We start from the raw sequence: 26,791 nt of genomic DNA, 5'->3' as shown, positions 1-26,791 counted from the left end.
AATATCCTGGATACATCTCAGAAACTAGATATTTTGATAATGGGAATGAACGTTATATGTTCGCTTATATCATCCGTACTTACAAAAACAATGAATAAACGCAAAAATGCCCAGGCTCAAAATTAATTAAGTACCTGGGCTTTGACAATTATTTAGATGAACCACGAACCGTAGCATAGCTTATTTTACCGGCTAAAATAGCACGTTCAGCAACCTGTTTAGCTTCTGGCAAGGTGTTACTCCATCCACTAATAAAACGCCAACCATTTTATTTGAATTTGTCTTTACTGGCTCTGCATAGGACAAATATCCTTGTTGCACAGCAGCGTTCATGCCAGCAATTATTGCTTCTCGGCTACTATAATTCCCACTCTGGATACGGAACTTCTGTGAATTTTTATCAATCGCCACATACTGAATTTTATTACTTATATCAACGGCTAGCTTTACAAAAAAATCCAGCTAAAGCAACAGATGATGTCATTAAACATTTTAAAGATGATGGTCTAGACATAGGAGTAGTTTCAGAATTACCAAATGATGAATTATGATACCGGATAATCCTTATTCTTATCGACTGTTATGCCACTAGGCTTAGAAACATAAATAAACCACAAAGCCTTTTTAAAGAAACGCTTTGCGGCTGATTTATCCCTTGTTTTAAGATTTTTGGACTAGAACCTCTTTTGCTAGACCCCCTTCTTTTCCTACCTTCCCCTCTGTTTCTGACATTTCTCCTTTTGTATCGTTTTCAAAAGTATCGTACATTTTCTCTTTAATGAATAATGCAGGAATTAACCCCATGAATGCATAAGAAATACCTAACACAGCTAGTCCAAATCCAATTGATTGTGTAGTAGCGATAATTCCAATAAGGATAGGAGCTAAAGCTGCACCTATTCTTCCCGTATTATAAGCCGCACCTACAGCGGTTCCTCTAATATGAGTCGGGAAGCTTTCACTTAAATAAGTAGCATTTACACCATACGGCGCTCCATATACGAAACCTAGAACAGTCATTAAAATAATGATGTTTCCTGGCGATTGATAAAAATATATGACTGGTAGCATGACCGCTGTAGATAATCCTGCAATCACGAAAACCCCACGACGACCAATTACATTGGCAACCCAACCAGCAAGTGCTTTACCAAGAATCGAAGCTGTATATGTCCCAATTAAATAACCTGTCATTTCTTTGAAATTAAAGCCCAATTCTTTAACGATATACGTCGGTAACCATGTACCTACTCCGTAATAGCCGAATTGCAATAGAGAAGAAGTTACTATCCATAATAGAAAGATTGTAAAAACTTTCTTATCCCTAAACAACGCAAGCCATTCATTTGATTTCTTAACTTTAGATGTCTTAGCTTGTTCTTTAGCCAATCTCCAGCCAGTAGGTTCAGGTACTTTTACTCGAATATAGATCGCCACAACAACCGGGAAAATTGAAATTAAGAATAACGGTCTCCAACCATATTCAGGTAGAATCGCGCCCGCTAATAAAACAGCGACTAAATATCCTAATGAATAGGAAGAACCTAATACGCCCATAATAGTTGCTCTATTTTTAACTTTTACATATTCAGCCATTAACATTGTGGCTAATGAATATTCAGCCCCCATACCAATTGCTGATATGAAACGAACAATAATAAATTGTTCATATGTTTGTACAAAAGCTAAGAGAGCGGTTCCAACTGAGAATAATATCATCATATAGGTCATCATTTTAACGCGGCCAAAGCGGTCAGATAACCAACCTCCTAAGATTCCACCAAGTGCCATCCCTAATAAAGAGAATGTACTGATCCAACCAGCAGTCTTGGTATCTAAGACGAATTCGTCAATTAGGCTCGGCATTACTAATGACAACATTTGGATATCCATACCATCAACTGTTAAACCTATAAAACTAGCTACAAATACAATTTTCCATAGATTTGAGTTCTTTTCCATAACCTATCTCCTTCCGCATCCCTAGATTGTTTTGAAAGAATTATCTACAAGCAAAATGAAGATACTGCATAGATCGTTTTGGAAAAAAAGGTATAATAGTATTGTTTTCTAGTTTAGAAAATCAAGTAGAGGGAATATACATAGATGCGGAAGATTCTTATGAAGATTGGACATCTCCTACTTGTTTAAGCGCGAATTATAGTTTTTAATTTATTTTGAAACTAACGACACCAAAACAATTTATACGGTATCTATTACCTCCCTTTCAATAATTATACATTCCACTGAATTATTTGACAATTCTAAATGTTGAGTTTAATCAGAACGGATAGTAACCAGGAGAGTATTGCAACATTTGATCAATTTGGTAATATTAGAGCCATTAAAGAAATCGTAGTTACTATAAATGCTCATATAGAAAATACTAATTAAACCGCTTATTATATTGTTAAAGTAGGTGCTGCAGAGGGTAACTTTATTTTCGTTTCAACTTTAAATTTGTGCCGCTTCAGTTTCTTTTTTATGGAACGTTCCGTATTTTTTGTTTCTTTCTTTTGGAACGTTCCATTCGATTTATTCTCTACCAAACTCTGGACCTCTCGGCTACTAGAACACGCCAGCCTTCTTCGGTATCTAATGTTCCTGAGATACTTCTCACCCGTAATCTAATCGATGCAGTTTTCAAAGCATAATAAAAAGCCTTACCGTGCTAGTGATAAGGCTCGTCTACTGAGGTAAAATAGTTAGTTATTGGTTGTTCTTTTTCTCACGTACATTCCGAACTATTCTTTTGTAAAATACTTTGGATCAATTTGATCAATAAGTGAAGAAGATAAATATGCGTTTTTTCAAAAAAAGATGCTATTAGGTTAACTTCTTTTTTATTGAATATTAATAAGGTACAGGATAAATATCGACAAGACAGTTTACCTGTGACTTTTCATTTTTTCTTTCTATTGTTAAGGTAACATTGCAATTAACATTTTTTGTATTTAATGTTCTTTCAAATGATTCGTATCCTCCGATTTCTTCTCCATCTATCGCTAGTATAATATCCTCAGGTTTAATTCCAGCAGCTGCAGCGACTGAATTTTCCTTCACCTGTAAAACTCTTGTACCTCTGCCCCCATCGTTTGATGTGTGTGCAATACCAATCCACGATTTCCAAAACTTTGCACGATGATCAGTACCAGTTTCATAAACACTCTTGAGATTTTCTAAGAATTGACTTGTACCAAATAACATATTTTCCTTTGTAGATTGATTCATGTCACCAAGAACGGAAGCCTGATATTCAATACTCACTAGAATACCATTTTCAACTTTTTCTAAAGAAGTAATGGTAGTAAAATCCCCATCAAGGCTCTGAAGTACAAAGCGTTTCATCGAATCTATTTCTATGAATACCCCCTCAGATGTTGCTCCCCAACCATGATTCATATAACCTCTTCCGCCAATACAAAATTCTATCTCAGCATCTTTTGTATACCAAAGGTTTAAATGCTCCGGCTTAGTCAATGCATCCCAAACTTGCTTCAAAGGTGCATTAACAACAATTTCTCTCTTTATAGAATCCTTACTCTTCTTCATCTCGAAACTCTCCTTTTTCCACATAATTTTTTAGACTTACGAGCTGATCATCAAGTAGTTCTCCGATGTATTGAAGCATTTCATGACTGGCGATTTGGAGTATGTTGAGATTTATTGAATAGATACGATACTTCCCATTCAAGCTCTCCGAAATAATCCCTTCCTCCAATAAAATATTCAAGTGCTTTTTAATTCCTGGTTGAGAGATATCAAATGCTTCAACTATCTCCTTTTGGGTTTTGCATCCTTGTTTAAGCATACTTAATATCTGGCGTCGCGTTGCATCACCTAATGCTCGATAAACATTTGGCATGATCATTCCCTCACTTTTTACATAACTGTTCGGTTATATAAAATATAAATATACACAAAAACAATGTCAACACTTTTCTGAAAAATAAAAAAATTACTCTTATACTTACACCTGTTCGTTCATTGCTCCCCCCATTGTGTAAATTGCTTAACTACAGTCAACTTAAACTCATCTACAGAACAACTTCTGTTGAAAATCTGTTGCTGTCTCAGTTCAATTACAATTGAATAAATCCTAATTTCTCTACATGATTGCCTCGTATGAATAAATTTTTCATTTCATTTTTTCAACGTGAAGCATATGATACAATATCGGACTTATTCTGAAGGAGGGATGGAACATAAATAATAATAATGGTAATTCGAGTCAATCCAATGATTCTCTTGAGATTTATGCAGCCAAGTTGACCTACGTCGGCGCAGCTATTTCTACATTAGGAGATGGAATTCAAACAATCGCTGCTGGTCTAGCATTAGATGCGTTAAGAAATTCCAATACCCAAAATTCTCAAAATGATGCGAAACAATCCTTGCAAAAAGATAATATGCAAAAACAGATTGATCATCTTATTTACGAATTAAAGCAAATAAAAAAAATAATCAAATAATGTACATACAATATTTCTAGATTTTTTCATCGTTTAAAGGAAAAAAAGGAGTGTTTTTCTTGGAAAACAACTTAACTGGCATACAAGAAATAATTACTGATGCTCTAATTTTCATAAATGAAGCTTTTTGACAACTTAAAATGAAAATATAAAATTTTTAGGCATTTAACGTTTCTAGTAAAAATATGAATTCTTAGCCAATTGGAATAATCCAATTGGCTTTTTACAGTTTTTATTACTACAAAAAAAATACTGTGTTCAAATGAAATGAACGAAATGAATCTTTTTTAACTCTCTTTCGTAAATACATTAATAACAATTTCTATGGAGGTACCTAATGAAGGATATTCTTAAAGGGATTTTAGCAGTAATTTTAGCCTTAGCTTTATGGGATGGAATTAAATACATATGGAACCTTCTTGTTTAAACGTCGAGAAAAATCCAATTTTCGATTGTCTATTTATTTTAATAAATGACATCTGAGACATGCCATATCCCATTGGCGAGAGTTTAATTATTATTAAACCAGCCAGCGCATCATACTGATTTTGATTAAGGCAACCAACCATTTTCTACCTGCTTGACGAGAGCGAAACATACTCGCAAATGTCTAATGAATTTGTTGACATTTACCTATTTTTGTTTTATATTTACAATATCCATGTGCTGTTTAACAGGTAACTGTTAGGCAGCTTTTTATTTAATTTAAAAATACGCCGCGCTTAATCACTCCACCAATAGCTATGATAGTTAACCCACATATCGCACAACACAAAACTCCTACTGTTTTTGATCTTGTCCAACCTCTGGCATATTAAAATCATTCACTAACCACTCCACCATCTGAACCGCCACTTGCCCTCTAAAACCAAACGTCCTTACATTTAGCCCCTCCAACTGTTGAAGGCTATTCATAACCTTACCCACTTCCTTGTCATTAATTTTCTAACTAACCTGTAGTGCTTCTAAACTACAAATAATGTCATAGGCCGTTCAATGGCTACATAGTAATCTTACATAGCGTCCATTCCGTACATCATGGTAGTCGTGGCAACTTGTCCGCCTGTGCATGAATGTTGGCATATCCATTGTGTTTAATTCTTTTTCGTACTTAGAAATACGGCTGTAATTTGTCTGTTAATTGTGTTATGTGAAATTTGCTTTTACTCGTAAAGCGTATCAATTATGCGTCCGAAATCGACTTTGTAAATGGATGGCCTTTACCTTCTCTCTTTATAGCAATCTTTATTATTCAGTTTTGTCACTCTCAGCCAATTGGGTTGTCGTTCATACACGACGGTTGTCATGGACGATACAAATGTGGAATTTTTACAAATAAAGGAGTTGAAATGAATGTCTTCAAAAAAGATATCTGTCGGTCTTACACAATTTACAGACTTTACTTTCAAGGGGGTTACTGGTAAAACCTCTATGGTAAGACAAATAAAATATCAAAATGATTACAATCCTGCTTTCGATTACTGGAAACCATTACGAGATGGTATCCGAAAATTTCATGAGAAAGATTTTAGTAACGATTACCTGCTTTCTCTTGTTGAAAAGGTTTCTCAAGCTAAACAAAAGAATTACCTTGAAACAGTCAAAGCACATTTAAAATTTATTAAAAATAAAGATATTGAATGGTTTGAACCAGGCAAATCCAATTGGAATAGCGAATATATAACTGTTCGTTCTTCACCAGAACTTGGATTAAAGATTGACGGAGTTCCACATTTAATCAAGTTATATTTCAAAGGGAAGGACGAACGAATTGATAAAAACAAATGTCGCTCCTCTTTGACACTATTAAATCAATCTGAATTCACCATTGAGCATGCTCCTGATGTAAAACCTGCAATTTTAAACGTCCAAAAAGGTAAACTAATTTCAGATAACCCCTCCACTGAAGATCACCTAATTGCTCTTGAATCTGAAGCAGCACAATTTATGGTCATCTGGAATAAAATTTGATCAAGTTCTAAACCTATCTCTTTTTGTCCTATATTCGCCATCAGAGATTAGGATTATCTTTTCTGTAACTGGGTCAATGCTGCTGTTAAATTTAAGCCTTCTTTTTAGCCATAGTGATATAATACTTTTGAGAAACATCAAAGGGCATAATCAATTCTGAGCTGTAGCGTCTGATCACGCTGCGGCTTTTTTCATTTGGTCCCATTTCCTCAAATTATTCAGCAAATGTTCCAGCATACTAAAGTGTTTAAAAAGGGTGAACCTTAAATTATATGGGCTTTATAGTCCAATTTTAAACAACATTATTAATATCTATTTCGAAGATTATCTTCTTACGATCGAAACTAAACAACTTCCATGTATTCAACATTTGCTTCTTTAGCAGTCATGCTGGAACAACTACTATGAATGTTTATTTTAATTATTTTTCACTCTACCTTCCTTATTGTCCAAACAATTGTATTCAATATGAATAACTTATTAATAGGAGAGGAGGTGAATATCAAATGGCATCATTTGAAATTGGAGCAAGAAGTCTTTTTAATTTCCGAAACGAACGCTTTTTCCTATTTGTTGAAGATGAAATTACAATTCCAGATGAAGGTGTGGAGATTGATCCAGTTAATATCTATGAGATTGACCAACAAACTTTCAATTTTATCAGAGATGAAGGAGATACACCTGTGATTCGACCAGTTATTAAACTTCCAACTGTACCACCTGGATTTAAATTAGAACGAAAATGTATTTTTACAGTTGATAATGCATACTACGTAATTTATGATTTAGAAAATGGAACAGATAACAATGTTTTATTAAGAATCGGTGCAGCTTTATTTAACTCCATGAGAAATTCTGGTGTTCGTGAATGTGTTCCTCAAGATTTCATTAACTAAATGTTATTGCCCTTTTAAATGTAAGGGTCCAAACAAGCAACCGATTTTATTGGCTGCTTGTTTTTTATTTTGAAGGTATTTATGCATGTTTAACACTTCAAAATGAAACGACTTAATTATTACTAAACAGCAAATCAATTATCTTAAACTTTAATTACACCCACTAATTCTCGTGGGCCTGTAATAACTTGTCTAACTATCATCTTCTACATAAATTCCCCTTTCTAAATTCACTTATTTTGCCCACTTCGAAGATGACTGATCTACTCAAGTTCTTCCCAATCCTTCTTAACTGCCTATAAGTTTTGCACCCTCTACACAGAATTAAAAGCTCTACGTTTTGGAGATCCTCGGCACTCAATGAAGAAAATACGTGCCTATTCACGATGTAAGTTTCCTCGAGCTAGCTGTTTAGTGTCTGCAGACATTTTTATTTTGCTGTAGTTGGGTTTGTTTCTTTTGTTGACTAAAAAGACTTTGTATTTATCTTCTCCATTTGTTTCAGGTAAAGCATAAGCGATTTCTTCAAGGACAAACTCATTAAGATCTAAATGTTTAGGTTATTTCTTTTAACAATCTTTCTCCCCTCCTCAAAGTCACGATGTCTGTTTGGTAAGAAGCGATTAATGAGAAAACTAGGCTCATAAATATTTTCTGTTTTTAATGTGCTTATTATTGCATTAATTCTATATTGACGTTATCATTACGTTATACGTTATATCGCCAAACGTAATAAACTTTTTCAAAAGGAGGTATTGTATGAAGAAAAAAGATAGATTTTCAGAGCCTTCATTGTTTATTTTGATTAGTCTGGCAGAAAAAGATTGTCATGGCTATGCTATTATGGAGGATATTGAAAAAAATTACAGTATTAAGTTAGGTGCTGGAACTTTATACGGCGCGATTACACGTTTAGAAAAAGCCGGCTATATTCAAGTGCTTGAATCAGATGATCGTAAAAAACCATACAGGCTAACAGATGCAGGTCGTGAATATTTAAGCAACCAAATTAAAGAAATCCAAGCAATAACTACACTCGGCGCAAAAAGGCTTGGGCTTATATGAAGTGGTTCGTTTACTTGTATCCAAAAAGTTGGAGACAACGATATGGCGATGAAATTATTGATTTATTAGAACAGCAAGATTGGACATTTTTTATGACTATCGATTTACTGAGGGGTATAATTGATGCTTGGAAAATCGAATTGAATGAACGAGAAGTTTTTGGCATTCGCATGAGCAATTTACTATGGCTTGTCGGTTTGATTAATATACTTATTATTCTACAATACAGATCATTACAGGAGGTTATTTTAATGGAACAAGTTGCGTTAATTATTGCTATGGTATCGTTTTTCTTAGCAGTATCAATTTTCATTGTGAACCTTTTTAAAGCTGGTTTTCGAAATGCTCTTTCAATCAAAACTAAACTTTCAAAAATGGCTGTCGGATTTATGGGCTTATATGGATTAACTTTTATCGTATTTTTGGTATTAGCAAATTAACTAACGTATGAAAATAAAATTAATTTTCAGAATTAAAGAATCCCTTTTGATTTTTTTCAAAAAGGATTCTTTTTATTAGTCTTTGTTTGGGTTCATTAGATTGTAAGTGCTCCTTTTTTATTGTGTACCTAAGTAAAGTAATCAAAACCATGAAATTTTGTCAGATTATTTTTTCAAGCATACTATACATCAATAAAAGGATTGATTGGAGGCAATGATGATTAGCAACAAGAAAATTGCATCGACCACTATTGTGCTGACAATTTTACTTATTCTTGGTATCACCTACAATTATTTTTTCAATCAATCACCCATTCAAATTGAACGCTTAGGGAATTTAGGGATTTGGCTAGCATTCTCTTTATCAATAATCAATATAGTACTGAGTTTAAAGCTACTAAAAAATAAGACGGGCAAATTTAGTACCTATGTCGCTTTTATGATTGCTGTGGTTATTTTAATCATTGCTTTGTTTTCATTATTTCATTGGAGCTCTCCATAAAAAACAAACAACTCCAATGGCTAAAAAGCTATTGGAGTTGTTCACGCTAAAGAAATAAAACCATATAATCCTCATCAAAGTATTGTTGACCTATTTTCATTGCCCTCTTCTCTGTTCCAAAAACCTCAAACCCTAAAGAAGAATACAGTCTTTTTGCTGAAGCATTCGTTGACACAACCGTTAAATTAAGCTGCTCAACACCCTTTAACTCCCTCGCTTTGTTAATTGCTTCAATCATTAAATGTTTGCCAACGCCAAGTCCACGCATTCTTGGAGTAACATAAACAGCCAAGATGCTTGCCTTATGCTGTAACTTAAGCTTACTTTCCTGAACTAACGTCGTAACGCCCACTAATTCTTCATGATCAAATACCCCAAACGTAAAGGAACCCTGAGATTCAAACCTGTTGGCATACAGCTCAATTTGATCATTCTTTTCCTCCTCAAAGCTAGAACCAAATGCCTCAGGATTATTTTGTAATCCTTCTAATCTTAAATTCCGATAGGCCTCAGCATCCGCCACAGTTAAAAGTCTACAATTCATTCGTTGCCCTCCTACGATACTTTTCATTTTTATCGACAATTACCAATAGTATTTTATCCCGCATTAACGGGCAGTAGGACTCCCATCTCAAATTCAGCCAATAAGTTAGGTGCGAGTCTTACTACCCGTAAAAGCTCGATTGATGAATACTACTAATCATCGGGATCAAAAAAATACACGGATTACAGTTTCTCTTTATGTACTTTCCTAAAGGGATTTCTCCAAAATGGATTATTCCTTTGTAAAATATTTTGGATCAATTTGAATAATAACAGAATTAACTTTGTAAAAATATCCCACTTCAGATTTTTCTTCATATGTTAACCCCGTTTGATTATTAATAAAAACTAACCAATCATTTTCTAACTCACCCACACTTTTTCCATATACGTCCTCTATTTTTTCGACCAAATCCTTTTCGTTGTATATCTGTTCAAACTTTTCTATTCCATAGGTATCAATTAAATATTTAATAAAAGAAGCTGAATGCGTATAGCTCATCCATCTAAGGGTGTTCAGCTGTTCTGTATTTGTAAGGTCTGGGCGAAAATAAGAGTCGTCTTGATTCGGATCGATCAACTTGCTAATTGGAATTAATTTGTTCGAATCCATAAAATACTTCATAAACTGATGGGAACTTGTCTTCGTTTTCCCATAGATTTCTTCCATATAATCAGCAAAACCCTCTTGCGTAAAATAGCCACTGCTTCTATCAAAATTGTTGCCATAACCAAGTACGGAATGTGTTAGTTCATGGACAAGTGGATATTGATTTTCCTTCATGTCAAATATCCTCATAGGCATGAAGGAGTTCATCTTTTTCATTCCTCCTACTCTTTTTGAGTGTTAATGTTTTATGATTTTTTAGTAATTCTTCAAATTGTGTTTATAAACGACATTCACTATCCCCAAAGTACTGCTTGTCAACTTTCACTCTACTTAAAATATCTCTTAATATACTAACAACAACGTCTGGTTGATCAATATGTATCGCATGCCCAGCATCTTCAACGATAATGTGTTGCTTATTAGTTGACAAGTTTGCAAGCTCTTCCTGAAATTTCATCCAAATAGCCATAGATTCTTTTGTGTGAAAAGGCTGTAGACCGCCTGTAACGACAATCAATGGAATATTTCCAAAAGATTTATTTCGTACTTGCTCTAAACTTTCTTCAACTTCATGAAGAGATCCTTCCAAAGTAAATTGATTATAATACGCTTCCTGAACTTCTTTTGTAAATAAAGGAGGCAGTATTTTATTTTGATCCTCATGGGATGAATCTAAAAGAACTACTCCTACGACTTCCTCTGGATATGTACTTGCAAATAATCTTATATTTAATCCTCCTAATGAATGGCCCACTAATACATAAGGAGGCTTTACCTCAGCTTTTTTTAGTAATATACGTAAGTTCTCGACACTTTGTCTACAATGTCGTGGTCGATCATCCATTCCACTTTTTCCGATTCCTGCTCTGTCATAAATAAACATTCTTGAGAACTTTGACACTTCATCTTTAATCGAATTCCAGTTTTCTAAAGTAACTCCATACCCTGAATCAAAAACTAAAGTTGGACCTTCATGATGCTCCCCTAACAATTCATAGTATAATTCAATGCCACCTATATTTAATTTTTTTCCTGCTTCATTTTCAATAAATTCACTCATATGTAGTCCCTCAATTTCCATTTTGATTTTATAAAAACCCACTTCTATCCTACTTTTGTAATTTCTAAGTCAAAGAAGTTCAATTAAATTGAACTTAATGGTAACATGTAATAATTGTCTTTTCAAGCTGAAGTTTAATATAATTGAACTTGCAAATTGAATTTCAAGGGATGTTAGAACATGAATGAGTTAGGACAGAGAATCAAAAAATTAAGAGTAGAAAAAGGTATGACACTTGTAGAACTAGCAGGTGATAAAATGTCAAAAGGAATGTTGAGTATGATTGAAAACGGGCGCGCAAACCCTTCAATGGACAGTTTAAAATTTATAGCGTGCCAGTTAGGCTATGACCCTCAATATTTATTAGGAAACCCTACTCCTGATGAGCTAAAAAATTTGTTTAATAAAATAGAGGAAGCGTTTGGAAAAAATAATGATGAACAGATAATTAGTTTGACTCAAGACATTTTTGACCGACAGTTTCCCATTTCATTAGAATCTGCTAGGATATTAGAAATTTCAGGAAGGACAGTTATGAAGTCAGATCAAAACAATGGAGAAATGTTGATAGATCGGGCAGTAACAATCTATGATCGGTTATCTCTTTATAGTCACAGTTTGGCAGCTAAAGTATACGTAGTAGAATACCATGCGAAAAATGGTGAGTATCATAATGCCCTGAAAATGTTACGGAATGTAAGAAAAGAGTATGATGAAAAAGCAACAGTGATTGATATGCTCATTGAATTAGAGGCGAATTACGTTGAAATGGTCTTACTTTTTGGGATAGGTGAATATATAGCTGGGAAGGATAAGCTTCATCAATTAATTGCAATGTCTAAGAAGAAAATGGTCTATTATAAGATGGATAATATTTTCCGGATTGCAGCGTTCCAAGCCCTTCTTCATGACAACGAAAAAGATTATGCTTATTTTATAAAGAAGTCAGAACAGTTTGCGGTTTTTAGCGAAAATGATAAGTCCTTGGCTTTCACTTTGTTACTTCAAGCTCATTATTACAATCAAATACCAAAAGATTATGATCAAGCTCTTGGTTATTTAGATAAATTTGCTACGGTATTAAAAGGGAATATTGGAAGTGATTTTTACTTTCTTGAAAAAGGAAAAGCTTTATTAGGAAAAGGACAGCTAACTGAAGCCTTAGAAGCATTTGAGAAGTTTAAGATGCCTAGCTCCAATAGTTACCCGCTTGAACTATGTATTCTTTACACTGCGTATTCTTATAGAGCCATCTGTCTTATGCAACTAGGGAAAGCAGAAGAAGCACTTTTTTATGCGCAGAAAGCAGCTAGCAAAATAGATTCACTACCCCAAACGCATTACCAAGATTTTATTAAAAATACCATTGAACTAGTAAATAAGAATTTTTCAAAATAAAAACGGTAAAGTGCTTGTTTGTTCTTTTTAGAATATTCCAGAACAAAAATTCTTACCTTATTGAAAGAGACCTGGTAATCACTATTATCTGGCTCATCACTTAGTTGATTGGAGTGGAGACTGGCCGACTGCTTGGGGATTAGCGATAGAGGAACAAAGGCTAAAAACATCACGTCCTGTGATAACGCCTTCGTGACCAACATCGTGCTGCTGTCGCTTCGCTTTCGCGCAAAAAACATCGTGCTGCTGTCGCTTCGCTTTCGCGCAAAAAACATCGTGCTGCTGTCGCTTCGCTTTCGCGCAAAAAACATCGAGCTGCTGTCGCTTCGCTTTCGCGCAAAAAACATCTGTTGGCCCAAGCGGCTCATCGGACGCCCGCAGGAAGCTCTGCTCTGTGCGAAAGCGTAGTGTAACGTAGCGTCAGCAAATGTTTTATCTGTGTGAAAGCGAAGCGACAGCAACGACAAAGCGCCCAGTCGGAACGGAAATCAACCACACGTTATGGTGATGATCCTATTATCTGTGAAATCTGGGCTTTAGTTCTATCTGCTACAACCTTAGACATAACAAAGGAAGGTAACTATACGAGGAGGATAAATTGTGAAGCGATTATTAATTTCATTGATTACGCTAGCTTTTCTAATAGGAATGGGATACTTTTATTTTACATATTTAGATAGAAACTATTATTTTTTAAATGATATGTATGATTTCCCTGTTCCTAAAAGTGCTGAATTAGAAAGCGAAAATGAAGTTGGTAAACACTATATTTGGTCAAAGGCTAGTGGTGATAATGGTATTCCATTGAGTTATAGATTGATGATTAAGAAAAATGGTTGGCGAGAGATTGAGCGTGAAGGAGAGATTGTAAAGTATACAAAAGGAAAGTTCACGATTTATTTACATTCCTCAACGGATTACATTGGTATTATGAAATAGAAGTGTATTAGTTGTATTAATCAACATTTAAAAAGCCGAAAAAGAGCCACAGATTTTTTTCCATCTGTAGCTCTGATTTCTATCATTAAAAGTATTAAGTATCAAATAATGTACCGCTCAGTGCTGCTAAATGGTTTTGTTTTGATCATTACTGCACTTATCATAATTTCTTTTACAGTGATTGCGATAGCTTTTATTGTTGCATGGGTATTTGTGGCCAGCAAAGGAACTAGTAAAACGAATCGAGGAACTTGAAAGAAGTAAGTCCTCCTATTAACAATACAAACTGAGGTAATACGATGGACAATTTACCGCCGATGCTATTGTGAAGTGTAAAATAAAAGACCTTTAATTCGGTCCAATAATTATTTGAGATCAGCCAATTTTTCACCAATAAGTATTTCAAATAGTTCTCCTGACTTCTTCTTGTCTAATTGACTATACTTACTTTGAGCATCTATTACGAGTTCCACCTTATCTTTATTTGGACTTATCCAAAGTTCATATAACACCGCTTTTGCTTCTATTTTTGGGTTTTTAAATTGAAAATAAAATATGTAATCTGCAGGACGTGCCATATCTACTTTTGCATTTTCCCAATCAATATCATCTAGTATCTTTTGCACCTTTTGAACTTGCTCATGATCCGTGATTTCTTTGAAGTCTTCATAATTATTTTCATCACCAATACGCATTTGAACTTCTATCATTTGCTCTTCATTTCTTACATCTGAACAACCTGCTATAAAAATCAAAATTAACACCAGAGAAGTAATTAAATTTTTTGAATTTTTCAAGGACATCTCTCCCCTTTATAATTAAAAAAATCCAAAACATCAGGCTCAATTCAATTGAGTACTCGGACAGTAAAATCGTTAACCTTAATTCCAACAACAATCTTTTAACACCACAGCCTTTTTAGTTAAAATTCACCTGCTATCAAACTAACTATTTTCTGAACAATAGCTTCTAGCGATAATTTACCGTCTATTATATAATCACAATTGGGTTTTACAGATTTTTCAGCTTCTAAATAGGCATTTCTACCACTATCTAAATAATGCTCACATTCATCTAAAGCATCGGTTATCGAATTTGAATCCCTAATTATTCTTCTAGCCAGAGCAATATCTAGCGGTGTATCGACATAAAAAGATGTATCTATGAATCCTTTTAATTGATGATTGAGATATGAAAATGGATAGTCCAAAATGATATATTCTACATTAGCATCCTTTTGAAATTCTTTTATATCCCTTACCAAAGGACTTATATCCCATTCATCATAATCCGCTCCTTGCTCAACCCATTCACATATATCATCGGGTCCTTCCAAATCATAATTATCAAAATGAAGTGACTCTGCATTCTTCAGTAGTTTTGTGAGTTCTTTAGCAATGGTTGTTTTTCCTCCACCAGATATTGCTGCAATGGATATAATTTTTTGCTTCTTCCCCATTTTCTACCTCCCCAATTCATTATGTTTAGTTTTACACATTTAAATATTTACTGCAATATCTTAAGATAATGAAGAAAATCCTCAAAGTACTTGAAGTCAATTTTTTTCATTTCTAAATTAAAATACCACAACCCGAAGATTGTGGTAGAAAATTTTATGCGGTCTATCTTATTATTTATTACGTCTTGAGGAAGTGTTTTCGTTGCATTGTTTTTCTTTACTTGAATTGTTCTTTTGCTCTTTTGTCATATCATTTTCTTCACGTACATCTAAATCATCTGGGCTTAAATCTGATCCAAGTTCTACTTGATCTAGTTCAAGGTTATTACGCTTTTCTTTAGTCAAAATTATCACCTCCGATTTATAAATTATCCATTTTGGTGTCATTTATACACGTTATTTCCTCGGTAATAAGCTATTCTGCTATTATTTAAGCAGATCTTCATCACTCATGAGACTTTTATGATGACTGAAATTTTAATCAATAAATTTCTTCAATAAGAAAAATAAACCAGATACACCTTATTTAAAAAGTAGTGAGCACTGGTCATTTGTCTTGATTAGTTGTTCCTTCCATTCAACTATTTTACTTGATCAATTATGCCTCGGCATAATTGCATCAGGAATCGGCTTTGTACTTATGCCTGCACGATGCAGGCCAGTTAGCCGTTATTGCATAGATGCAATGATTTTAGGAAGAAGTTAAATCATTTGATAAACATTCAATCATTTTTTTTATGGTTTTTAAAAACGTTTGTTCCCCAATCTCTTGTCGATGTAAAGGTAAAAGCATCATTATTCGAAAAAGGCCAATTAAAATTTCAGGATCTTCTTCTGTAACCCCTTTTTCTTGTAGAAATTTAACAAACTGTAATGAACTCTCTAAATCCTCCTTGGCATGGCCATCGATAAGTTCTTTCGGGAGTCTCTTAACTATTCGCTCATACTCTCCTCTTTGATAAAGACTTTGGAAAAATTCATTTTCCTCAATAGCTTTAAAGGAGATGTCAAAGAATCTCATTAAAAGTTCCTTTGGTGGTAAAGATTCACTCATGACCTCAGCAATGATGTTATTTTTTATTTCTTCTTCCCTTCGTAACACCGCGTAAAATAATTCTTCTTTTGTTGGATAATATGAATAAAAAGAACCTTTTGCAATTCCGCAAGCATTTACAATGTCATCAATACTTGTTTTCGAAAACCCGTACTGAATAAATAATTCTTTACTCTTGCTGAGAAGTGTTTCATGTATTTGCTTTCTCTGTTCAGCTGAAATTCTTGCCATTCTAACGCACCTCTTTATTTGACTATTTATTGTTTTTTAGTCATTTATCTGTTAAGTTAATTTTATTAAATTTATTCTTTTTTGTAAAGAGATGGAGATTATATCAGAAGGAGAAAACAATATGAGAACAAAAAATAGTATTCCCATTCATGGTTTTGTGGCACCGGGTTTTGAATTAGTGAAAGACGAGTTTATTAAGAATTTTACAGACCGAGGAGAACTTGGAGCTGCCTTTTCTGTGTATATTAATAACGAACCAGTCGTTGATTTATGGGGCGGATATCGAGATCGAAAAACTTCTGCACAATGGGAGAAAGACACATTAGTTCAAGTGTTTTCAGCTACAAAAGGATTTGCTGCATTAGCTTTAAGTCTAGCTCATTCAAAAGGTTACATTAACTATGATGAGACCGTGTGTACATATTGGCCAGAATTCGCTCAGAATGGTAAAGAGAAAATTACAGTTAGACAGCTACTTGCACATCAAGCTGGTTTATCCACTCTCGATGAACTTAAAATTGAAAATATAGAAGACCTAGATACTTCACGTCTATCACCTTCCCTTGCTGCATGTAAACCAGATTGGGAAGTCGGAAAATTTCATGGGTATCATGCATGGACTATAGGAACTTTAATTTCTGAACTTATTAAAAGAACGGATCCAAAAGGACGTACTCTAAAAGATTTTTTTAACGAAGAAATAGCAGAACCGCTCAATGCTGAATTTTATATTGGTTTGCCTTCAGAAGTCTCAAAAGATAGAATGACAACGATTGAAGGGATAAATCATCCTATCCAATTACTTAAGGGGGTTAACTAAATTGCCACCTAAAATGTTACTTGGATTTTTAAATCCTAAGTCACTAGTAGCTCGAAGTTTAGTTGACCCTAAAAAGTTTGTTGCGAATGATAATTTTAATCATCGTCCTATACTATCTATTGAATTCCCTTCAGGTAATGGCGTTGGACAAGTAAAAGCGATGGCAAAAATTTATGGTGCATTTGCAAGTGGAGCGAAAATACTAGGATTAAATTCTTCCACTATGAATGAATTAAGAAAGAGCGCCACTCCCCCAACAGAAGGTTTTTATGACCATGTAAATTGTATAAACATCGCTTACGCTTTAGGGTTTTGGAAACACTTTTCGGATATGCCATTTGGTCGAAGTGAGAGCTCTTTTGGACATCCTGGAGCTGGAGGCTCATTCTGCTTTGCTGATCCAGATGAGGGGTTAGGTTATGCTTACGCAATGAATAAGCATGGCTTTGGCATGGCTAATGAACCAAGAGAACTGGCTCTAAGGAATGCATTATACAGTTGTCTTTAAAGATAAATAAGAATATGATGGAATTCGTATGCCACTTTATTGCTATCTTAGCCTAATCGATATGCATTCTGATTATCGTAAAATTTTTAAATAAAAGGGAGATTTAAATTTATGGTTGAAAAATACGTGCATCACATATGTATACAAACTAATACATATGCTGAGTCTGTAAATTTTTATACGGAAGTATTAGGATTTGAACTTGTACAAGAGTCCCCAAATTTCCATGATAGACATTTTAACACTTGGTTAAAGCTCGGAACCTTTTATATTGAACTCCAAACAGGAAAATATAATGAAGAACTTGAGGCATGCAATTCAAATGGTCAAGGCATTGTCCATTTCTGTTTATGGGTTGACAATCTTAGTGATGAGGTAGATCGACTGAAGGATATGAATGTGAATTTTATCTACAAAAATGGTGACATTATTTATAAGGTTGAAAATGGTCAACTATGTAAGTTAAAAGCACCCGAAGGAACCATAATAGAAATTCGCAATCATAAAGGAATTTAAAGTTTAGACTACTAATCAGCGGGGGTTTTCTTTATCCCCTCTGAATTTTTGATTTCCGTTCCAAGCTACTCGCCCATTGAAAGCGAGTAGCTTGGAACGGAAATTACCTTTATTAGAGTGCCACAACATGCAGCAAAAATCACTTGTCCATTTTTCGAACACTAGGGATTGAGTCCTGATCTTTTATTTCATAGTTTTCCAATGTTTTTCTCTACTTATAATCCTTTCATTTTTTGTCTAAGCTTAAACTGAATCAAACAAACCACTTTGCTCCTCCTAATTACACAAGAATTGCTAAAAGTAGGGATCAAACATGAAGAAAAAAATTGCATTAATAGTAAGTTTAACAGTTGTACTATTGCTTTCTGGATGTTGGGATGTCTCTGAACCTCAAAGAATGTACTATGTTGACGGTATTGGTATCGATTTTAAAGATGGTCAATATGAAGTATTTATGCAAATCATCAACTTTGCTAATGTTGCTAAATCTGAATCGCCTGCTCCACAAACTGCACAGGCAGAGATTGGATTTGCTAAAGGAAAAACGATGGAAGAAGCCTTTTTCAAATTGTATCGTTCGATCGACCAAAAAGTTTTTTGGGGACATATGACCTACCTTATTTTCTCTGAGGATGCTTTGAAAAGTGAAAACGCGATTTCCGTTATTGACAGTTTTCTGCGTCATCGGGAAACAAGATACCAAATATTGACTTATTGTACACAGGACCCTATTAAAGATATTCTTCTAGTGACACCGTTATTAAATAAATCAATCACAGCTTCAAAATTAAGTAATCCATTGCATACAAAAGAGTTAGAAACATTTGTAGAGCCCGTTGATTTACGCAACCTTGTTATCAAATTAAATGAACCGAGTCATGAAGTGAATATTCCATTCGTGACAATTAATAAAAACTGGGAAGATACAAACGAACCTACAGAGGAAACTGCCTTAACGGGGGTTGGCGTATTTTCTAAGGATGGTTTTAAAGGCTTCGTTAAGAATGAGGCCGCCAAAGGGGTTCAATGGATGCAAAATAAAAAAGCTCGAGGAGACGTAACCTTTAAATTAGACAGTAAAGAAAGAGATTACTTAACAGTTGATTTAGAAAAATTAAGTACAGACATTAAACCAATTATAAAAAACAATGATGTAAAATTCGAAGTAGATGTTAAATTTAATGCAATCATCAATGGTTTTAAAGGAAAAATAACCTCTGATGAAATAAGAAAAGGCATTATTGCGGCAGTTAAAAAAGATATAAAAACAACCTATGAAGAGGGTTTAAAATTAGATGCTGATATTTACCGCTTATCGGAGCATTTATATCGAAAAGACGTAAAAACGTGGAAAAAATTAGAGAAAAATGGCAAGATTCCATTGACAGCAGATTCGCTTAGTAAATTAAACGTTACCGTCAATAAAGTAAATCCGGGTCGAAAATCATTTGACGAAACAATTAAAGAATAGCTATTTCAATAACATCCCTCAAATATTTTGACGATTTGAGGGATGTTCGCTATTTCTTCACTTTTTTCGGTATTCGCAACGTCTGGTCGTTTTATTCTCTAGAAAAGATCTCTTTTACGGCACCTATTAGAGCACTTGGAAGTAGTGTAATGGCAAAGAATGCGGTGAATAGATTAAATTGGGGTGTGTTATATGGAGTAAACCATTCCACAAAAAGTTCTGAATTAGAAATTCTACCAAATAATGTTCCTTCGTTAAATGTTCTGAACAGTGGCCATGAATAAGTTTCACAAAGGAAAAAGAATAAAAGCAACGCGAGAAATGCTCCCAAAGTTTTCATCCAATTTCGATTTTGAATAGGACGATCTTTTTTTATTGTATCTGCCATTATGACTAGCTCCCCTTCTAATTTATTTGTATACTACAAAACCCTTTAAATACATATTGTATATACACTATATAAACAATATACACTACAGTATATAGTTCATCAATACCTAAATTTACAAAATTTAGATATAGACATTCTAAAAAACCAAGTTCAACATTAATTGAAACTTGGTCATATATGCTTTTTCCTTATCTTGAATTACGTCATCGTTAGTACCAATAACTAAAATTCATTCTTCACAACATTAAATCCTAACATTTCCGCTTCTTGACGCTCAAAACCTTCATCTAAATGCATACACCAAAATTTCGAACGTAATTCATGACGAACTAATTCACTAAGTTTTCGTAATGACAAATGAACATTTCCATCTGCTTTACAAGTATCTACATAAACATAATCATATAGCTTACTCGATTCAGGATTTACTAAAGCAGCTTTTAGGCTATTCGTATCTCCGGTGTAATAAATATGCTTGTTATCAATATTTATTTCAATTGAATAAGAAGGGATCTCTTCGACATGACTAGATTTCTCGAATAGCACTTTACAGAAATTAAGTGTGTACTGTGTATCGGCATGTAATTTTTTTGTTAAGCAATGATTATCAGGGATGATGCCATTGATGGCCAGTAGTTCATTAATTTTCACATCATCGACGTAATAAACAGTCACTTTTGGAATTGCAAATTCTCCATGACAATAATAGCTATAAAAAATTAAATCAGCTAGGCTCCCTACATGGTCTGCATGCGTATGAGTGACCAATACATGGATGTGCTCGATCCCTTTTAGAATACTATTTTCTTTAATACGGTGAAAAATATTGCTTCCACAATCAATTAACAACATTTGATTCCCTACTTTGTAATAAGCTGAATTGTTCCCTAATTCCGTATTAAATGCACTTCCTGAGCCGATAAATTTCAACATCAAGTAATCTCTCCATTTCTGTATACAACTACTTCTTTGCATTAATGCAATTTTACCGGTATAACGCTCGCAAATCTTCTTCTGTAGGCTCGTTACTTGCTTGGATGATTCTTCTCGGATGTCCTCTATTTAAATATTTAACTTTTCTTTTATCTTATGAACAATGACATTGATATCAACTTTTTCTGTGTCTATGTACTCTCTAAAATCATATTTATTGTAGGCTTCCAAGCATTTATCAGTTTGTTGAAAACACCAGTTACCTTCTTCTTCTCCACGTAGTCTTAACCTTTCGTAAATTGTCTCTTTACTTGCACTCAAACAAAAATGATATGTTTGTTCATCAATACTTTTGAATCCGTTGTGAATGAAATGAAAGTATTCTATTTTCCGAATAGTCATGGGCACTATTAGATTCATTTTATAGTTAGAAATTAAACGTCTCGCTACATCCACGGTTAATTCTTTCCATAAATCTAAATCTTGAAAGTCCCCTGTACAGGCTTCATTTCTTTTTATATCCTCTGGAATAACATTTCTTAACATACAACCGATCTCTTCAGGGTCATAAATCATACTATTTTTAATGTCGTTTTGAAGCATATTTGCAATAGTGGTTTTCCCCACACCAAATGCTCCATTTATCATGATAATCATTACACAATCTCCTCTTATTTATTAATATATGTATAAACTGAAAAACTCCCAAAAAGCGGTGTTTGGGGAGCTCACCAGTAGATTTACATATCAGTATTACTAATTTATCCTACCTTGTTAGCTTATAACTGAATAATCAGATGCTTTATTCTAGCATAACACATTTACAAATATTGGTGTTATATGAATCTGTATAACGACCAACTCTTAAGTGGCCCTAAAAAAGTGATAAATCATTTTATATAAAAAATGGCTCATCACCAAAAGTTGTGGATGACATTTGTTAAAACATATACTATATAAATAAGTTGATTGGAGTGGAGGCTGGGTGACTCCTTGGGGATCAGCGTCACAGATGAGACCCTGGAGCGAGCAACGCGAGTGAAGCGGCTCATCGGACGCCCCCAGGAAAGCGCCCAGTCGGAACGGAAATCAACTACACGTTTTGGCGATGAACCTAAAAAATTGAAAGATGTAAAACATATGGAAACTCGCAATTGGCAATGATAGGGAAAAAGTATGATGGGCGGTTGGTAATCTTTCGTGTACTCTTGATGAAGTTGATGAACACATCTATATATGATTAAGAAAACAATACAGAATGAAGGAGAGTGCCTTATGAATGAAATCATAGAGCAGGAGAAAGACTTCGGATTTGCTAGAGTTTACGCTATTGAACTGCTGTTTAAAGAAAAGCCAGTAGTGGACCGCGAACTACTCTACAGCAAGATAGAACAATACATGGGGAAAACAGATCGACCACAAAATGAAAAGAGTGGGCCGCTGGCAGTATGGGAGCCTATGAGCAACATGAGAAAGGTGAAATGCTTCACTTCTTTCATTTGAATTATATGGTGAAATATGCGAAAGGAGAATTGCCCGCACAAACAACGCTTACTGGCAAGAATGTAGGTCCGATATCTGATTACGAAGCCGCTTTGCAGCAAAGTTGGCATTGGAAGGAAGCACGCCAAACGTTGCAAGAGTGTAGTCACGCGTTGTTACTTGTCGATATGATGGCATCTGGACTGGAGCCCCAAAAAAGATTGGAACTACATACGAATGTTCTTCGTGCAATAGTGGAAACGGTCCCTTGCGCTGCGATTTATTTTAGAGAAAGCAATAAGTTGGTCGAGCCATCCGTGTTTTTAGCTGCAATTGATGAGGGCGAAATGTTGTATGGAGCAATGAACATTCGATTCTACAATGTTGAGGGTACTTGCAGTGAACGCCAGGAAGGTCTCATGGATTCCATTGGGCTTGCGGCACTAGGGATTCCTGATGTGCAATGCCACTTCTATGATATGGATACCAATGAGGTTGCAGACTGCTTGACTAACTTTGCTTATTATTTGTTTAATCAAGGTGATATTATTACAGATGGAGAAACGATCGGTTTTACAGAGGAGATGCGTTGGCGCTGCGAGCATCAATATGCATTGGCTGTTCCGCACCGCATAGTCATTGATCTTGATCCCGGTGAGGGAAACTATGCAGGTCACCAGGGTGGTTCTGAAAAATAGTTGCTCCTTTGGGTATGTAGTGATGTAGATCCTTTCAATCCAACCAAAAGTGCGGAGCCTAATTTCAACGGTTTTAATCCTTTAGTACTTGTTTTATCAAAATTTGTTTTTAATGCTTAGATTTTATTAATGATGCCACTACTTAGATCATCGTGGTTATCATATGTTATCAAGATCTAAATCGAAAAAATCAGAGATGCTACATATTTATACATGGCTCATATGTAGCATCCCTTTTATTGTTTCACAATCGCGCCCTTTAATGGAATAACAAAGATATGGGCGTATTTCTAAAATCGCTTATAGCTTGTTGAACTAACGCAGCCGTTCGTTTAATAGGCTATATGGAATTATTGGATTATATATGTATCAATTTCTCTTAAACGATTTTATAATTCGGATTTATTAATATTAATCTTTATCGCCTCTTAAAATAGATATATTTACATAAGGTTCAACTTCAAAAACATAGCCATCACTTAATTTAGGCTCAGGATCACCGTTATATCGCAACATTAAAGTTTCCTCTTCTGCTCACCTTAACGAAGTTGGTATTATTCCTGCACAATTATTTTCAAATCCTCCATAAGTTTCAACCTTATATCGCTCACTTTCCCATCCCCTTTAACATTAATAAAATCTCTTCTATTACAATATCAGGTTCATCATGATGTATATAATGTCCACTACGACTTGCAATCCGGAACTTACTTGACGTTGACAGCCATTGGAATTCTGCTTGTAGACTTTGTTCAATTTCTAATATTTCTTGAGAGGGCCATCCATCTTCACCATTGTCGGGTAAACCTCTTGTAATAATTGAGAGAGAGATGTCACTTTGTTTTGAATAATCAACAATTTGCTTATAACTCTGTATTTTATCAACTTTCTCACAATTTAACATAGGATTCTCGAAATATTCCCTATTTCCTGCAAGTAGATTTTCTGGTAGAACCTTTTCATAGGCAAGTTCTTTATATTCTGGTGCAGCGTCAACCAAAACCATACCACAGATGTCCCGCGGATAAAGACTGGTATACAATCTGGCGACCAACCCACCAAAGGAATGGCCTACTAATATATAAGGCTTCTCCACGTCAAGCGCTTGCAACAATTCGGAGAGCTCCTCGACAAGATCACAGCAAGTTCGCGGGACAGCTACGTCTTGACTCCTGCCAATACCCGCCCTGTCATAGGACAGGGTTGATGTTTCATCTGATATTCGGTCTTGGACCTTTTTCCATGTTTCGTGGCTATCGCCTAACCCTGCAATAAAGATTACGCTTGGTGTATTTCGATATTTATTGAACAGTATACGCCTATCATAGAAATTAAATATCTTTTTATGTTGTATAGTCACCTTTAATCACCCAATTAAATTATAAGCTTTACATTATTATTTCTACAATAAAAAAGGGCCGTTTATGCAGCTCAGTAATATTTCGCCAAAGCCCCCAATAGTTTAAGTACATAAAACTTAAATACCCCAGAATATTCCATCTACTTATCGTTCGTAATTTCGTTAGTAAGAGAGCGTCTCCCTTGTTGCAGAAAAACTCCCACTAGTTGAAAATTTCAATAGCCTTAGTGATTATTTTCACTTTTCCAATCATCTTTGTTAAGCATGTAATGAGAATGAGTTCGCTCTTCAATTTCAATATTTCCATTAAAGCGAAAGCCGCATTTTTGAATTACTTTTTTTGAGCTTAAATTGTGGGGCACAACAACTGTATTAAGATGTTCTACATCTGTATGGTTAAACAAATATTGTATCAATCCTTTTACTGCTTTTGTTGTGTATCCACGATTTCTGTAATGTTTTGAAATAGCATAAGCTATTTCCCGGTTTGGTTCACATAGCTCTTCTTTAATACCTGTATTGCAGAAACCTATGAATTCACCAGTTTCCTTTAATACAATTCCTAATTTCAAACAATTTTGACCACTGATATTAGGCAGGGCAGACAAAAATTCTTTATTTGATGGTATCTCATAATTTGTAACCCAGATCAATCGTTGTTCTCTTGTCGAATGCCAATCAGGCAGAAATTCATAAACTTCAGGTTGGGATGTAAGTTCATAAATGGCATCAACATCTTCAACTCTAAACTCTCTCAGTAATATTTCACCACAGTCAATTGTAAATAAATCGTCCCTATCCATCCGATCCTTCCCCTTCTTATTCTATTAGATTAAATTTATTTAAATCTTTTTTTAAATAGTAATGCTTATAATCTCTACCGACGTTATCCAAAATCCCAAACACTTGATATCCATTTTTTTCGTAAAAACCTAACGCTTGAAAACTTAACGTATCTACCTTTATGAAATCACATTCTTTTTCTAAAGCTATCTTTTCAAGCTCTTTTAATAATCTCGTTCCAGTTCCCGATTTTCGTATATCTTCATCTATGATAAAGGTGTGAATTTCTAACCAATTCCAACACACTTCAGCAAGTATACCGCCACGTACAATGCTGTTTTCGTCTTTAATAATTAAATTGATTTCTTCGTATCGACCTCTTAAATCTACTGGAAAATGCTCTAAATTAAACCTATAAAGCTCATCATTAATTTTCCGTTTATCCTCTTTATTTATTTCTTTCGTAATATACAAACTCACTATTCATTTCTCCTTTTTTATTATTCTTTTTATAAGTGTTGATTTGATTATAAGCGGATTACCTTACCTGAAAAAACCTCATAGTTGTTTCATAAAAGAAAATAAGCCAATGCGGTAAAAAACCACATTGGTTTATTTCAATGTGGTTCCAAACTTTCACCTTCGGGAACATTTATTAGGTTTATTTTGTATACGTTATAAATTCTTGTTGCATTAAATCCTCCATTAAATTAAAGAAGAAAAGTGAAGATGACGATACACCGTCGTCATCTTCGGAAATTGGTGGATTAAACATTTCGTTCCTCGCACGAGAAAACTTCATGGAGAAATCCCTTATACGGGATATCTTCTTCGAGGCATTTTATGCGATATGACAACTCCTCATCGCACTTCAGCTCTTCAAAACTTATACTCCTTATTTCATTTGGGTATTAGAGATATACGAAGTTCTACAAACTGACCACATTTTTTTGTTTAAGAACCTTTTTATATTTTATATAGCAAGCTATTCTCCAAGGAATTAAATAACAAATAATAAGTAAGTAAATTAGCATATTGAGTGTACCTGGTTCGATAGAAGAAATGATACTATGTCAAGAAAATGGACAGGGAAAATTGAGATTTTGCTTTAAATCTAAGCGCGCTATCGCTTGCTCGCCTCACAAACAATTTAAGGGGCGTAACCCTTAAATTATTTGTAAGGTTAAAG

At 34.4% G+C, this 26,791-nt stretch carries 36 protein-coding genes and 1 pseudogene; 17 read left to right on the top strand and 20 right to left on the bottom strand.

The genetic code is table 11. The features are described from left to right. Nucleotides 1–389 precede the first annotated feature (389 nt). A complete protein-coding gene (locus tag BFJ97_RS24940; RefSeq protein WP_175401837.1) occupies nt 390–551 on the top strand; it encodes a hypothetical protein in 162 nt (53 codons plus the stop codon). Here BFJ97_RS24940 and BFJ97_RS24420 read toward each other — a convergent pair. From BFJ97_RS24420 to BFJ97_RS21770, 4 genes and pseudogenes are all read right to left on the bottom strand, one after another. Beyond that, a pseudogene (locus tag BFJ97_RS24420) lies at nt 549–662 on the bottom strand (IS6 family transposase); the annotation flags it as partial. The gene BFJ97_RS24940 and the pseudogene BFJ97_RS24420 overlap by 3 nt on opposite strands. Continuing rightward, on the bottom strand, nt 661–1,962 hold the full coding sequence (locus tag BFJ97_RS21780; protein WP_068986719.1) for an MFS transporter: 1,302 nt from the start codon (nt 1,960–1,962) through the stop codon (nt 661–663). The gene BFJ97_RS21780 and the pseudogene BFJ97_RS24420, both read right to left, overlap by 2 nt. Before the next feature lie 891 nt (nt 1,963–2,853). Beyond that, entirely contained in the window at nt 2,854–3,552 is a 699-nt protein-coding gene (locus BFJ97_RS21775; protein ID WP_068986718.1) for a PDZ domain-containing protein, read from the bottom strand. Beyond that, nucleotides 3,539–3,865: a metalloregulator ArsR/SmtB family transcription factor gene (locus BFJ97_RS21770; protein WP_175401836.1), complete on the bottom strand. Its 327-nt coding sequence runs from the start codon at nt 3,863–3,865 to the stop codon at nt 3,539–3,541. Before BFJ97_RS21770 ends, BFJ97_RS21775 begins: the two co-directional genes overlap by 14 nt. Before the next feature lie 403 nt (nt 3,866–4,268). On the opposite strand from BFJ97_RS21770, the gene BFJ97_RS21765 reads away from it, so the two are divergent. After that, complete coding sequence (locus tag BFJ97_RS21765; RefSeq protein WP_317853414.1) at nt 4,269–4,472, top strand: translation initiation factor 2; 204 nt, start codon at nt 4,269–4,271, stop codon at nt 4,470–4,472. A 780-nt stretch (nt 4,473–5,252) separates the two neighbouring features. Here the strand turns inward: BFJ97_RS21765 and BFJ97_RS25555 are convergent. Beyond that, on the bottom strand, nt 5,253–5,387 hold the full coding sequence (locus BFJ97_RS25555) for a hypothetical protein (RefSeq protein ID WP_302621818.1): 135 nt from the start codon (nt 5,385–5,387) through the stop codon (nt 5,253–5,255). Between the two features lie 438 nt (nt 5,388–5,825). Between BFJ97_RS25555 and BFJ97_RS21760 the strand changes: the two genes are divergently transcribed. The 5 genes from BFJ97_RS21760 to BFJ97_RS21740 all read left to right on the top strand — a co-directional run bounded on the left by BFJ97_RS21760 (nt 5,826) and on the right by BFJ97_RS21740 (nt 9,346). Further along, nucleotides 5,826–6,443 (top strand): hypothetical protein, encoded by a 618-nt coding sequence (locus BFJ97_RS21760; RefSeq protein WP_068986715.1) that lies wholly within the window; start codon nt 5,826–5,828, stop codon nt 6,441–6,443. A gap of 506 nt (nt 6,444–6,949) precedes the next feature. Next, nucleotides 6,950–7,339, top strand: a complete 390-nt coding sequence (locus BFJ97_RS21755) for a spore coat protein (protein ID WP_068986714.1) — start codon at nt 6,950–6,952, stop codon at nt 7,337–7,339. A gap of 759 nt (nt 7,340–8,098) precedes the next feature. Continuing rightward, on the top strand, nt 8,099–8,404 hold the full coding sequence (locus tag BFJ97_RS21750) for a PadR family transcriptional regulator (RefSeq protein WP_068986713.1): 306 nt from the start codon (nt 8,099–8,101) through the stop codon (nt 8,402–8,404). Continuing rightward, complete coding sequence (locus BFJ97_RS21745; RefSeq protein WP_068986712.1) at nt 8,401–8,844, top strand: hypothetical protein; 444 nt, start codon at nt 8,401–8,403, stop codon at nt 8,842–8,844. Before BFJ97_RS21750 ends, BFJ97_RS21745 begins: the two co-directional genes overlap by 4 nt. A gap of 217 nt (nt 8,845–9,061) precedes the next feature. Next, a complete protein-coding gene (locus BFJ97_RS21740; protein WP_068986711.1) occupies nt 9,062–9,346 on the top strand; it encodes a hypothetical protein in 285 nt (94 codons plus the stop codon). A gap of 46 nt (nt 9,347–9,392) precedes the next feature. On the opposite strand, the gene BFJ97_RS21735 is transcribed toward BFJ97_RS21740, so the two are convergent. From BFJ97_RS21735 to BFJ97_RS21725, 3 genes are all read right to left on the bottom strand, one after another. Beyond that, nucleotides 9,393–9,890, bottom strand: coding sequence for a GNAT family N-acetyltransferase (locus BFJ97_RS21735; RefSeq protein WP_068986710.1), 498 nt, complete (start codon nt 9,888–9,890; stop codon nt 9,393–9,395). Nucleotides 9,891–10,121: 231 nt separating this feature from the next. After that, entirely contained in the window at nt 10,122–10,673 is a 552-nt protein-coding gene (locus BFJ97_RS21730) for a peptidase MA family metallohydrolase (protein WP_139114500.1), read from the bottom strand. Between the two features lie 103 nt (nt 10,674–10,776). After that, the gene (locus tag BFJ97_RS21725) at nt 10,777–11,559 is read right to left on the bottom strand and encodes an alpha/beta fold hydrolase (protein WP_068986735.1); all 783 of its coding nucleotides are present in this window, start codon (nt 11,557–11,559) and stop codon (nt 10,777–10,779) included. Between the two features lie 180 nt (nt 11,560–11,739). Between BFJ97_RS21725 and BFJ97_RS21720 the strand changes: the two genes are divergently transcribed. The 3 genes from BFJ97_RS21720 to BFJ97_RS21715 all read left to right on the top strand — a co-directional run bounded on the left by BFJ97_RS21720 (nt 11,740) and on the right by BFJ97_RS21715 (nt 13,896). Then, nucleotides 11,740–12,957 carry a helix-turn-helix domain-containing protein gene (locus tag BFJ97_RS21720; RefSeq protein ID WP_068986708.1) on the top strand — a complete coding sequence of 406 codons (1,218 nt, stop codon included), beginning with the start codon at nt 11,740–11,742 and terminating at the stop codon, nt 12,955–12,957. A gap of 132 nt (nt 12,958–13,089) precedes the next feature. Continuing rightward, on the top strand, nt 13,090–13,365 hold the full coding sequence (locus tag BFJ97_RS24410; RefSeq protein ID WP_139114499.1) for a hypothetical protein: 276 nt from the start codon (nt 13,090–13,092) through the stop codon (nt 13,363–13,365). Nucleotides 13,366–13,557: 192 nt separating this feature from the next. Further along, entirely contained in the window at nt 13,558–13,896 is a 339-nt protein-coding gene (locus BFJ97_RS21715; RefSeq protein WP_068986707.1) for a hypothetical protein, read from the top strand. A 365-nt stretch (nt 13,897–14,261) separates the two neighbouring features. Here BFJ97_RS21715 and BFJ97_RS21710 read toward each other — a convergent pair whose 3' ends face one another. From BFJ97_RS21710 to BFJ97_RS21700, 4 genes are all read right to left on the bottom strand, one after another. Beyond that, nucleotides 14,262–14,699 carry a hypothetical protein gene (locus BFJ97_RS21710; RefSeq protein WP_068986706.1) on the bottom strand — a complete coding sequence of 146 codons (438 nt, stop codon included), beginning with the start codon at nt 14,697–14,699 and terminating at the stop codon, nt 14,262–14,264. Between the two features lie 119 nt (nt 14,700–14,818). Then, entirely contained in the window at nt 14,819–15,355 is a 537-nt protein-coding gene (locus BFJ97_RS21705) for an AAA family ATPase (RefSeq protein WP_068986705.1), read from the bottom strand. Nucleotides 15,356–15,526: 171 nt separating this feature from the next. Continuing rightward, nucleotides 15,527–15,709 (bottom strand): hypothetical protein, encoded by a 183-nt coding sequence (locus tag BFJ97_RS24935; RefSeq protein ID WP_223556789.1) that lies wholly within the window; start codon nt 15,707–15,709, stop codon nt 15,527–15,529. 337 nt (nt 15,710–16,046) lie between these two features. Then, complete coding sequence (locus BFJ97_RS21700; protein ID WP_068986704.1) at nt 16,047–16,640, bottom strand: TetR/AcrR family transcriptional regulator; 594 nt, start codon at nt 16,638–16,640, stop codon at nt 16,047–16,049. A gap of 121 nt (nt 16,641–16,761) precedes the next feature. On the opposite strand from BFJ97_RS21700, the gene BFJ97_RS25320 reads away from it, so the two are divergent. From BFJ97_RS25320 to BFJ97_RS21685, 4 genes are all read left to right on the top strand, one after another. After that, nucleotides 16,762–17,460 (top strand): serine hydrolase domain-containing protein, encoded by a 699-nt coding sequence (locus BFJ97_RS25320; RefSeq protein WP_254660222.1) that lies wholly within the window; start codon nt 16,762–16,764, stop codon nt 17,458–17,460. Nucleotide 17,461: 1 nt separating this feature from the next. Next, nucleotides 17,462–17,968, top strand: a complete 507-nt coding sequence (locus tag BFJ97_RS25315) for a beta-lactamase family protein (protein WP_254660221.1) — start codon at nt 17,462–17,464, stop codon at nt 17,966–17,968. Nucleotides 17,969–18,079: 111 nt separating this feature from the next. After that, nucleotides 18,080–18,484, top strand: a complete 405-nt coding sequence (locus BFJ97_RS21690) for a VOC family protein (RefSeq protein WP_068986703.1) — start codon at nt 18,080–18,082, stop codon at nt 18,482–18,484. Nucleotides 18,485–18,797: 313 nt separating this feature from the next. Next, nucleotides 18,798–19,955 (top strand): Ger(x)C family spore germination protein, encoded by a 1,158-nt coding sequence (locus tag BFJ97_RS21685; protein WP_068986702.1) that lies wholly within the window; start codon nt 18,798–18,800, stop codon nt 19,953–19,955. Nucleotides 19,956–20,046: 91 nt separating this feature from the next. Here the strand turns inward: BFJ97_RS21685 and BFJ97_RS21680 are convergent, their stop codons facing one another. The 3 genes from BFJ97_RS21680 to BFJ97_RS21670 all read right to left on the bottom strand — a co-directional run bounded on the left by BFJ97_RS21680 (nt 20,047) and on the right by BFJ97_RS21670 (nt 21,936). Continuing rightward, nucleotides 20,047–20,343, bottom strand: coding sequence for a YfzA family protein (locus BFJ97_RS21680; protein WP_068986701.1), 297 nt, complete (start codon nt 20,341–20,343; stop codon nt 20,047–20,049). A 225-nt stretch (nt 20,344–20,568) separates the two neighbouring features. Next, entirely contained in the window at nt 20,569–21,279 is a 711-nt protein-coding gene (locus tag BFJ97_RS21675; RefSeq protein ID WP_068986700.1) for an MBL fold metallo-hydrolase, read from the bottom strand. A 129-nt stretch (nt 21,280–21,408) separates the two neighbouring features. Further along, on the bottom strand, nt 21,409–21,936 hold the full coding sequence (locus BFJ97_RS21670; protein ID WP_068986699.1) for an AAA family ATPase: 528 nt from the start codon (nt 21,934–21,936) through the stop codon (nt 21,409–21,411). A gap of 381 nt (nt 21,937–22,317) precedes the next feature. On the opposite strand from BFJ97_RS21670, the gene BFJ97_RS25550 reads away from it, so the two are divergent. From BFJ97_RS25550 to BFJ97_RS21665, 3 genes are all read left to right on the top strand, one after another. Continuing rightward, on the top strand, nt 22,318–22,443 hold the full coding sequence (locus BFJ97_RS25550) for a hypothetical protein (RefSeq protein WP_302621817.1): 126 nt from the start codon (nt 22,318–22,320) through the stop codon (nt 22,441–22,443). A 111-nt stretch (nt 22,444–22,554) separates the two neighbouring features. Further along, the gene (locus tag BFJ97_RS25750) at nt 22,555–22,782 is read left to right on the top strand and encodes a hypothetical protein (RefSeq protein WP_317853409.1); all 228 of its coding nucleotides are present in this window, start codon (nt 22,555–22,557) and stop codon (nt 22,780–22,782) included. Continuing rightward, complete coding sequence (locus BFJ97_RS21665) at nt 22,728–23,459, top strand: DUF4261 domain-containing protein (RefSeq protein WP_368072756.1); 732 nt, start codon at nt 22,728–22,730, stop codon at nt 23,457–23,459. Before BFJ97_RS25750 ends, BFJ97_RS21665 begins: the two co-directional genes overlap by 55 nt. A gap of 607 nt (nt 23,460–24,066) precedes the next feature. Here the strand turns inward: BFJ97_RS21665 and BFJ97_RS21660 are convergent. From BFJ97_RS21660 to BFJ97_RS25745, 5 genes are all read right to left on the bottom strand, one after another. Continuing rightward, nucleotides 24,067–24,819 carry an alpha/beta fold hydrolase gene (locus BFJ97_RS21660; RefSeq protein ID WP_068986698.1) on the bottom strand — a complete coding sequence of 251 codons (753 nt, stop codon included), beginning with the start codon at nt 24,817–24,819 and terminating at the stop codon, nt 24,067–24,069. Nucleotides 24,820–25,043: 224 nt separating this feature from the next. Next, complete coding sequence (locus BFJ97_RS21655; RefSeq protein WP_068986697.1) at nt 25,044–25,622, bottom strand: GNAT family N-acetyltransferase; 579 nt, start codon at nt 25,620–25,622, stop codon at nt 25,044–25,046. 16 nt (nt 25,623–25,638) lie between these two features. Next, on the bottom strand, nt 25,639–26,082 hold the full coding sequence (locus BFJ97_RS21650; RefSeq protein ID WP_068986696.1) for a GNAT family N-acetyltransferase: 444 nt from the start codon (nt 26,080–26,082) through the stop codon (nt 25,639–25,641). Between the two features lie 181 nt (nt 26,083–26,263). Beyond that, nucleotides 26,264–26,404 carry a hypothetical protein gene (locus BFJ97_RS24930; protein WP_175401834.1) on the bottom strand — a complete coding sequence of 47 codons (141 nt, stop codon included), beginning with the start codon at nt 26,402–26,404 and terminating at the stop codon, nt 26,264–26,266. 127 nt (nt 26,405–26,531) lie between these two features. Beyond that, entirely contained in the window at nt 26,532–26,666 is a 135-nt protein-coding gene (locus tag BFJ97_RS25745; protein WP_368072757.1) for a CcdC protein domain-containing protein, read from the bottom strand. Between the last annotated feature and the right edge of the window lie 125 nt (nt 26,667–26,791).

The sequence above is a fragment of the Lysinibacillus xylanilyticus genome, assembly GCF_001708185.1.
In the GTDB taxonomy this organism is placed as follows: Bacteria; Bacillota; Bacilli; order Bacillales_A; family Planococcaceae; genus Lysinibacillus; species Lysinibacillus xylanilyticus_A.
This window is presented reverse-complemented; position numbering and strand designations above follow the sequence as displayed.

Excerpts from the sequence above, each read along its gene's own strand:
- BFJ97_RS21780 (WP_068986719.1), bottom strand. The coding sequence starts at position 1,962 with ATGGAAAAGAACTCAAATCTATGGAAAATTGTATTTGTAGCTAGTTTT.
- BFJ97_RS21775 (WP_068986718.1), bottom strand. The coding sequence starts at position 3,552 with ATGAAGAAGAGTAAGGATTCTATAAAGAGAGAAATTGTTGTTAATGCA.
- BFJ97_RS21770 (WP_175401836.1), bottom strand. The coding sequence starts at position 3,865 with ATGCCAAATGTTTATCGAGCATTAGGTGATGCAACGCGACGCCAGATA.
- BFJ97_RS25555 (WP_302621818.1), bottom strand. The coding sequence starts at position 5,387 with ATGAATAGCCTTCAACAGTTGGAGGGGCTAAATGTAAGGACGTTTGGT.
- BFJ97_RS21760 (WP_068986715.1), top strand. The coding sequence starts at position 5,826 with ATGTCTTCAAAAAAGATATCTGTCGGTCTTACACAATTTACAGACTTT.
- BFJ97_RS21755 (WP_068986714.1), top strand. The coding sequence starts at position 6,950 with ATGGCATCATTTGAAATTGGAGCAAGAAGTCTTTTTAATTTCCGAAAC.
- BFJ97_RS21750 (WP_068986713.1), top strand. The coding sequence starts at position 8,099 with ATGAAGAAAAAAGATAGATTTTCAGAGCCTTCATTGTTTATTTTGATT.
- BFJ97_RS21745 (WP_068986712.1), top strand. The coding sequence starts at position 8,401 with ATGAAGTGGTTCGTTTACTTGTATCCAAAAAGTTGGAGACAACGATAT.
- BFJ97_RS21740 (WP_068986711.1), top strand. The coding sequence starts at position 9,062 with ATGATTAGCAACAAGAAAATTGCATCGACCACTATTGTGCTGACAATT.
- BFJ97_RS21735 (WP_068986710.1), bottom strand. The coding sequence starts at position 9,890 with ATGAATTGTAGACTTTTAACTGTGGCGGATGCTGAGGCCTATCGGAAT.
- BFJ97_RS21730 (WP_139114500.1), bottom strand. The coding sequence starts at position 10,673 with ATGAAGGAAAATCAATATCCACTTGTCCATGAACTAACACATTCCGTA.
- BFJ97_RS21725 (WP_068986735.1), bottom strand. The coding sequence starts at position 11,559 with ATGAGTGAATTTATTGAAAATGAAGCAGGAAAAAAATTAAATATAGGT.
- BFJ97_RS21720 (WP_068986708.1), top strand. The coding sequence starts at position 11,740 with ATGAATGAGTTAGGACAGAGAATCAAAAAATTAAGAGTAGAAAAAGGT.
- BFJ97_RS21710 (WP_068986706.1), bottom strand. The coding sequence starts at position 14,699 with ATGTCCTTGAAAAATTCAAAAAATTTAATTACTTCTCTGGTGTTAATT.
- BFJ97_RS21705 (WP_068986705.1), bottom strand. The coding sequence starts at position 15,355 with ATGGGGAAGAAGCAAAAAATTATATCCATTGCAGCAATATCTGGTGGA.
- BFJ97_RS21700 (WP_068986704.1), bottom strand. The coding sequence starts at position 16,640 with ATGGCAAGAATTTCAGCTGAACAGAGAAAGCAAATACATGAAACACTT.
- BFJ97_RS25320 (WP_254660222.1), top strand. The coding sequence starts at position 16,762 with ATGAGAACAAAAAATAGTATTCCCATTCATGGTTTTGTGGCACCGGGT.
- BFJ97_RS21690 (WP_068986703.1), top strand. The coding sequence starts at position 18,080 with ATGGTTGAAAAATACGTGCATCACATATGTATACAAACTAATACATAT.
- BFJ97_RS21685 (WP_068986702.1), top strand. The coding sequence starts at position 18,798 with ATGAAGAAAAAAATTGCATTAATAGTAAGTTTAACAGTTGTACTATTG.
- BFJ97_RS21680 (WP_068986701.1), bottom strand. The coding sequence starts at position 20,343 with ATGGCAGATACAATAAAAAAAGATCGTCCTATTCAAAATCGAAATTGG.
- BFJ97_RS21675 (WP_068986700.1), bottom strand. The coding sequence starts at position 21,279 with ATGTTGAAATTTATCGGCTCAGGAAGTGCATTTAATACGGAATTAGGG.
- BFJ97_RS21670 (WP_068986699.1), bottom strand. The coding sequence starts at position 21,936 with ATGATTATCATGATAAATGGAGCATTTGGTGTGGGGAAAACCACTATT.
- BFJ97_RS25750 (WP_317853409.1), top strand. The coding sequence starts at position 22,555 with ATGAATGAAATCATAGAGCAGGAGAAAGACTTCGGATTTGCTAGAGTT.
- BFJ97_RS21665 (WP_368072756.1), top strand. The coding sequence starts at position 22,728 with ATGGGAGCCTATGAGCAACATGAGAAAGGTGAAATGCTTCACTTCTTT.
- BFJ97_RS21655 (WP_068986697.1), bottom strand. The coding sequence starts at position 25,622 with ATGGATAGGGACGATTTATTTACAATTGACTGTGGTGAAATATTACTG.
- BFJ97_RS24930 (WP_175401834.1), bottom strand. The coding sequence starts at position 26,404 with ATGAAGTTTTCTCGTGCGAGGAACGAAATGTTTAATCCACCAATTTCC.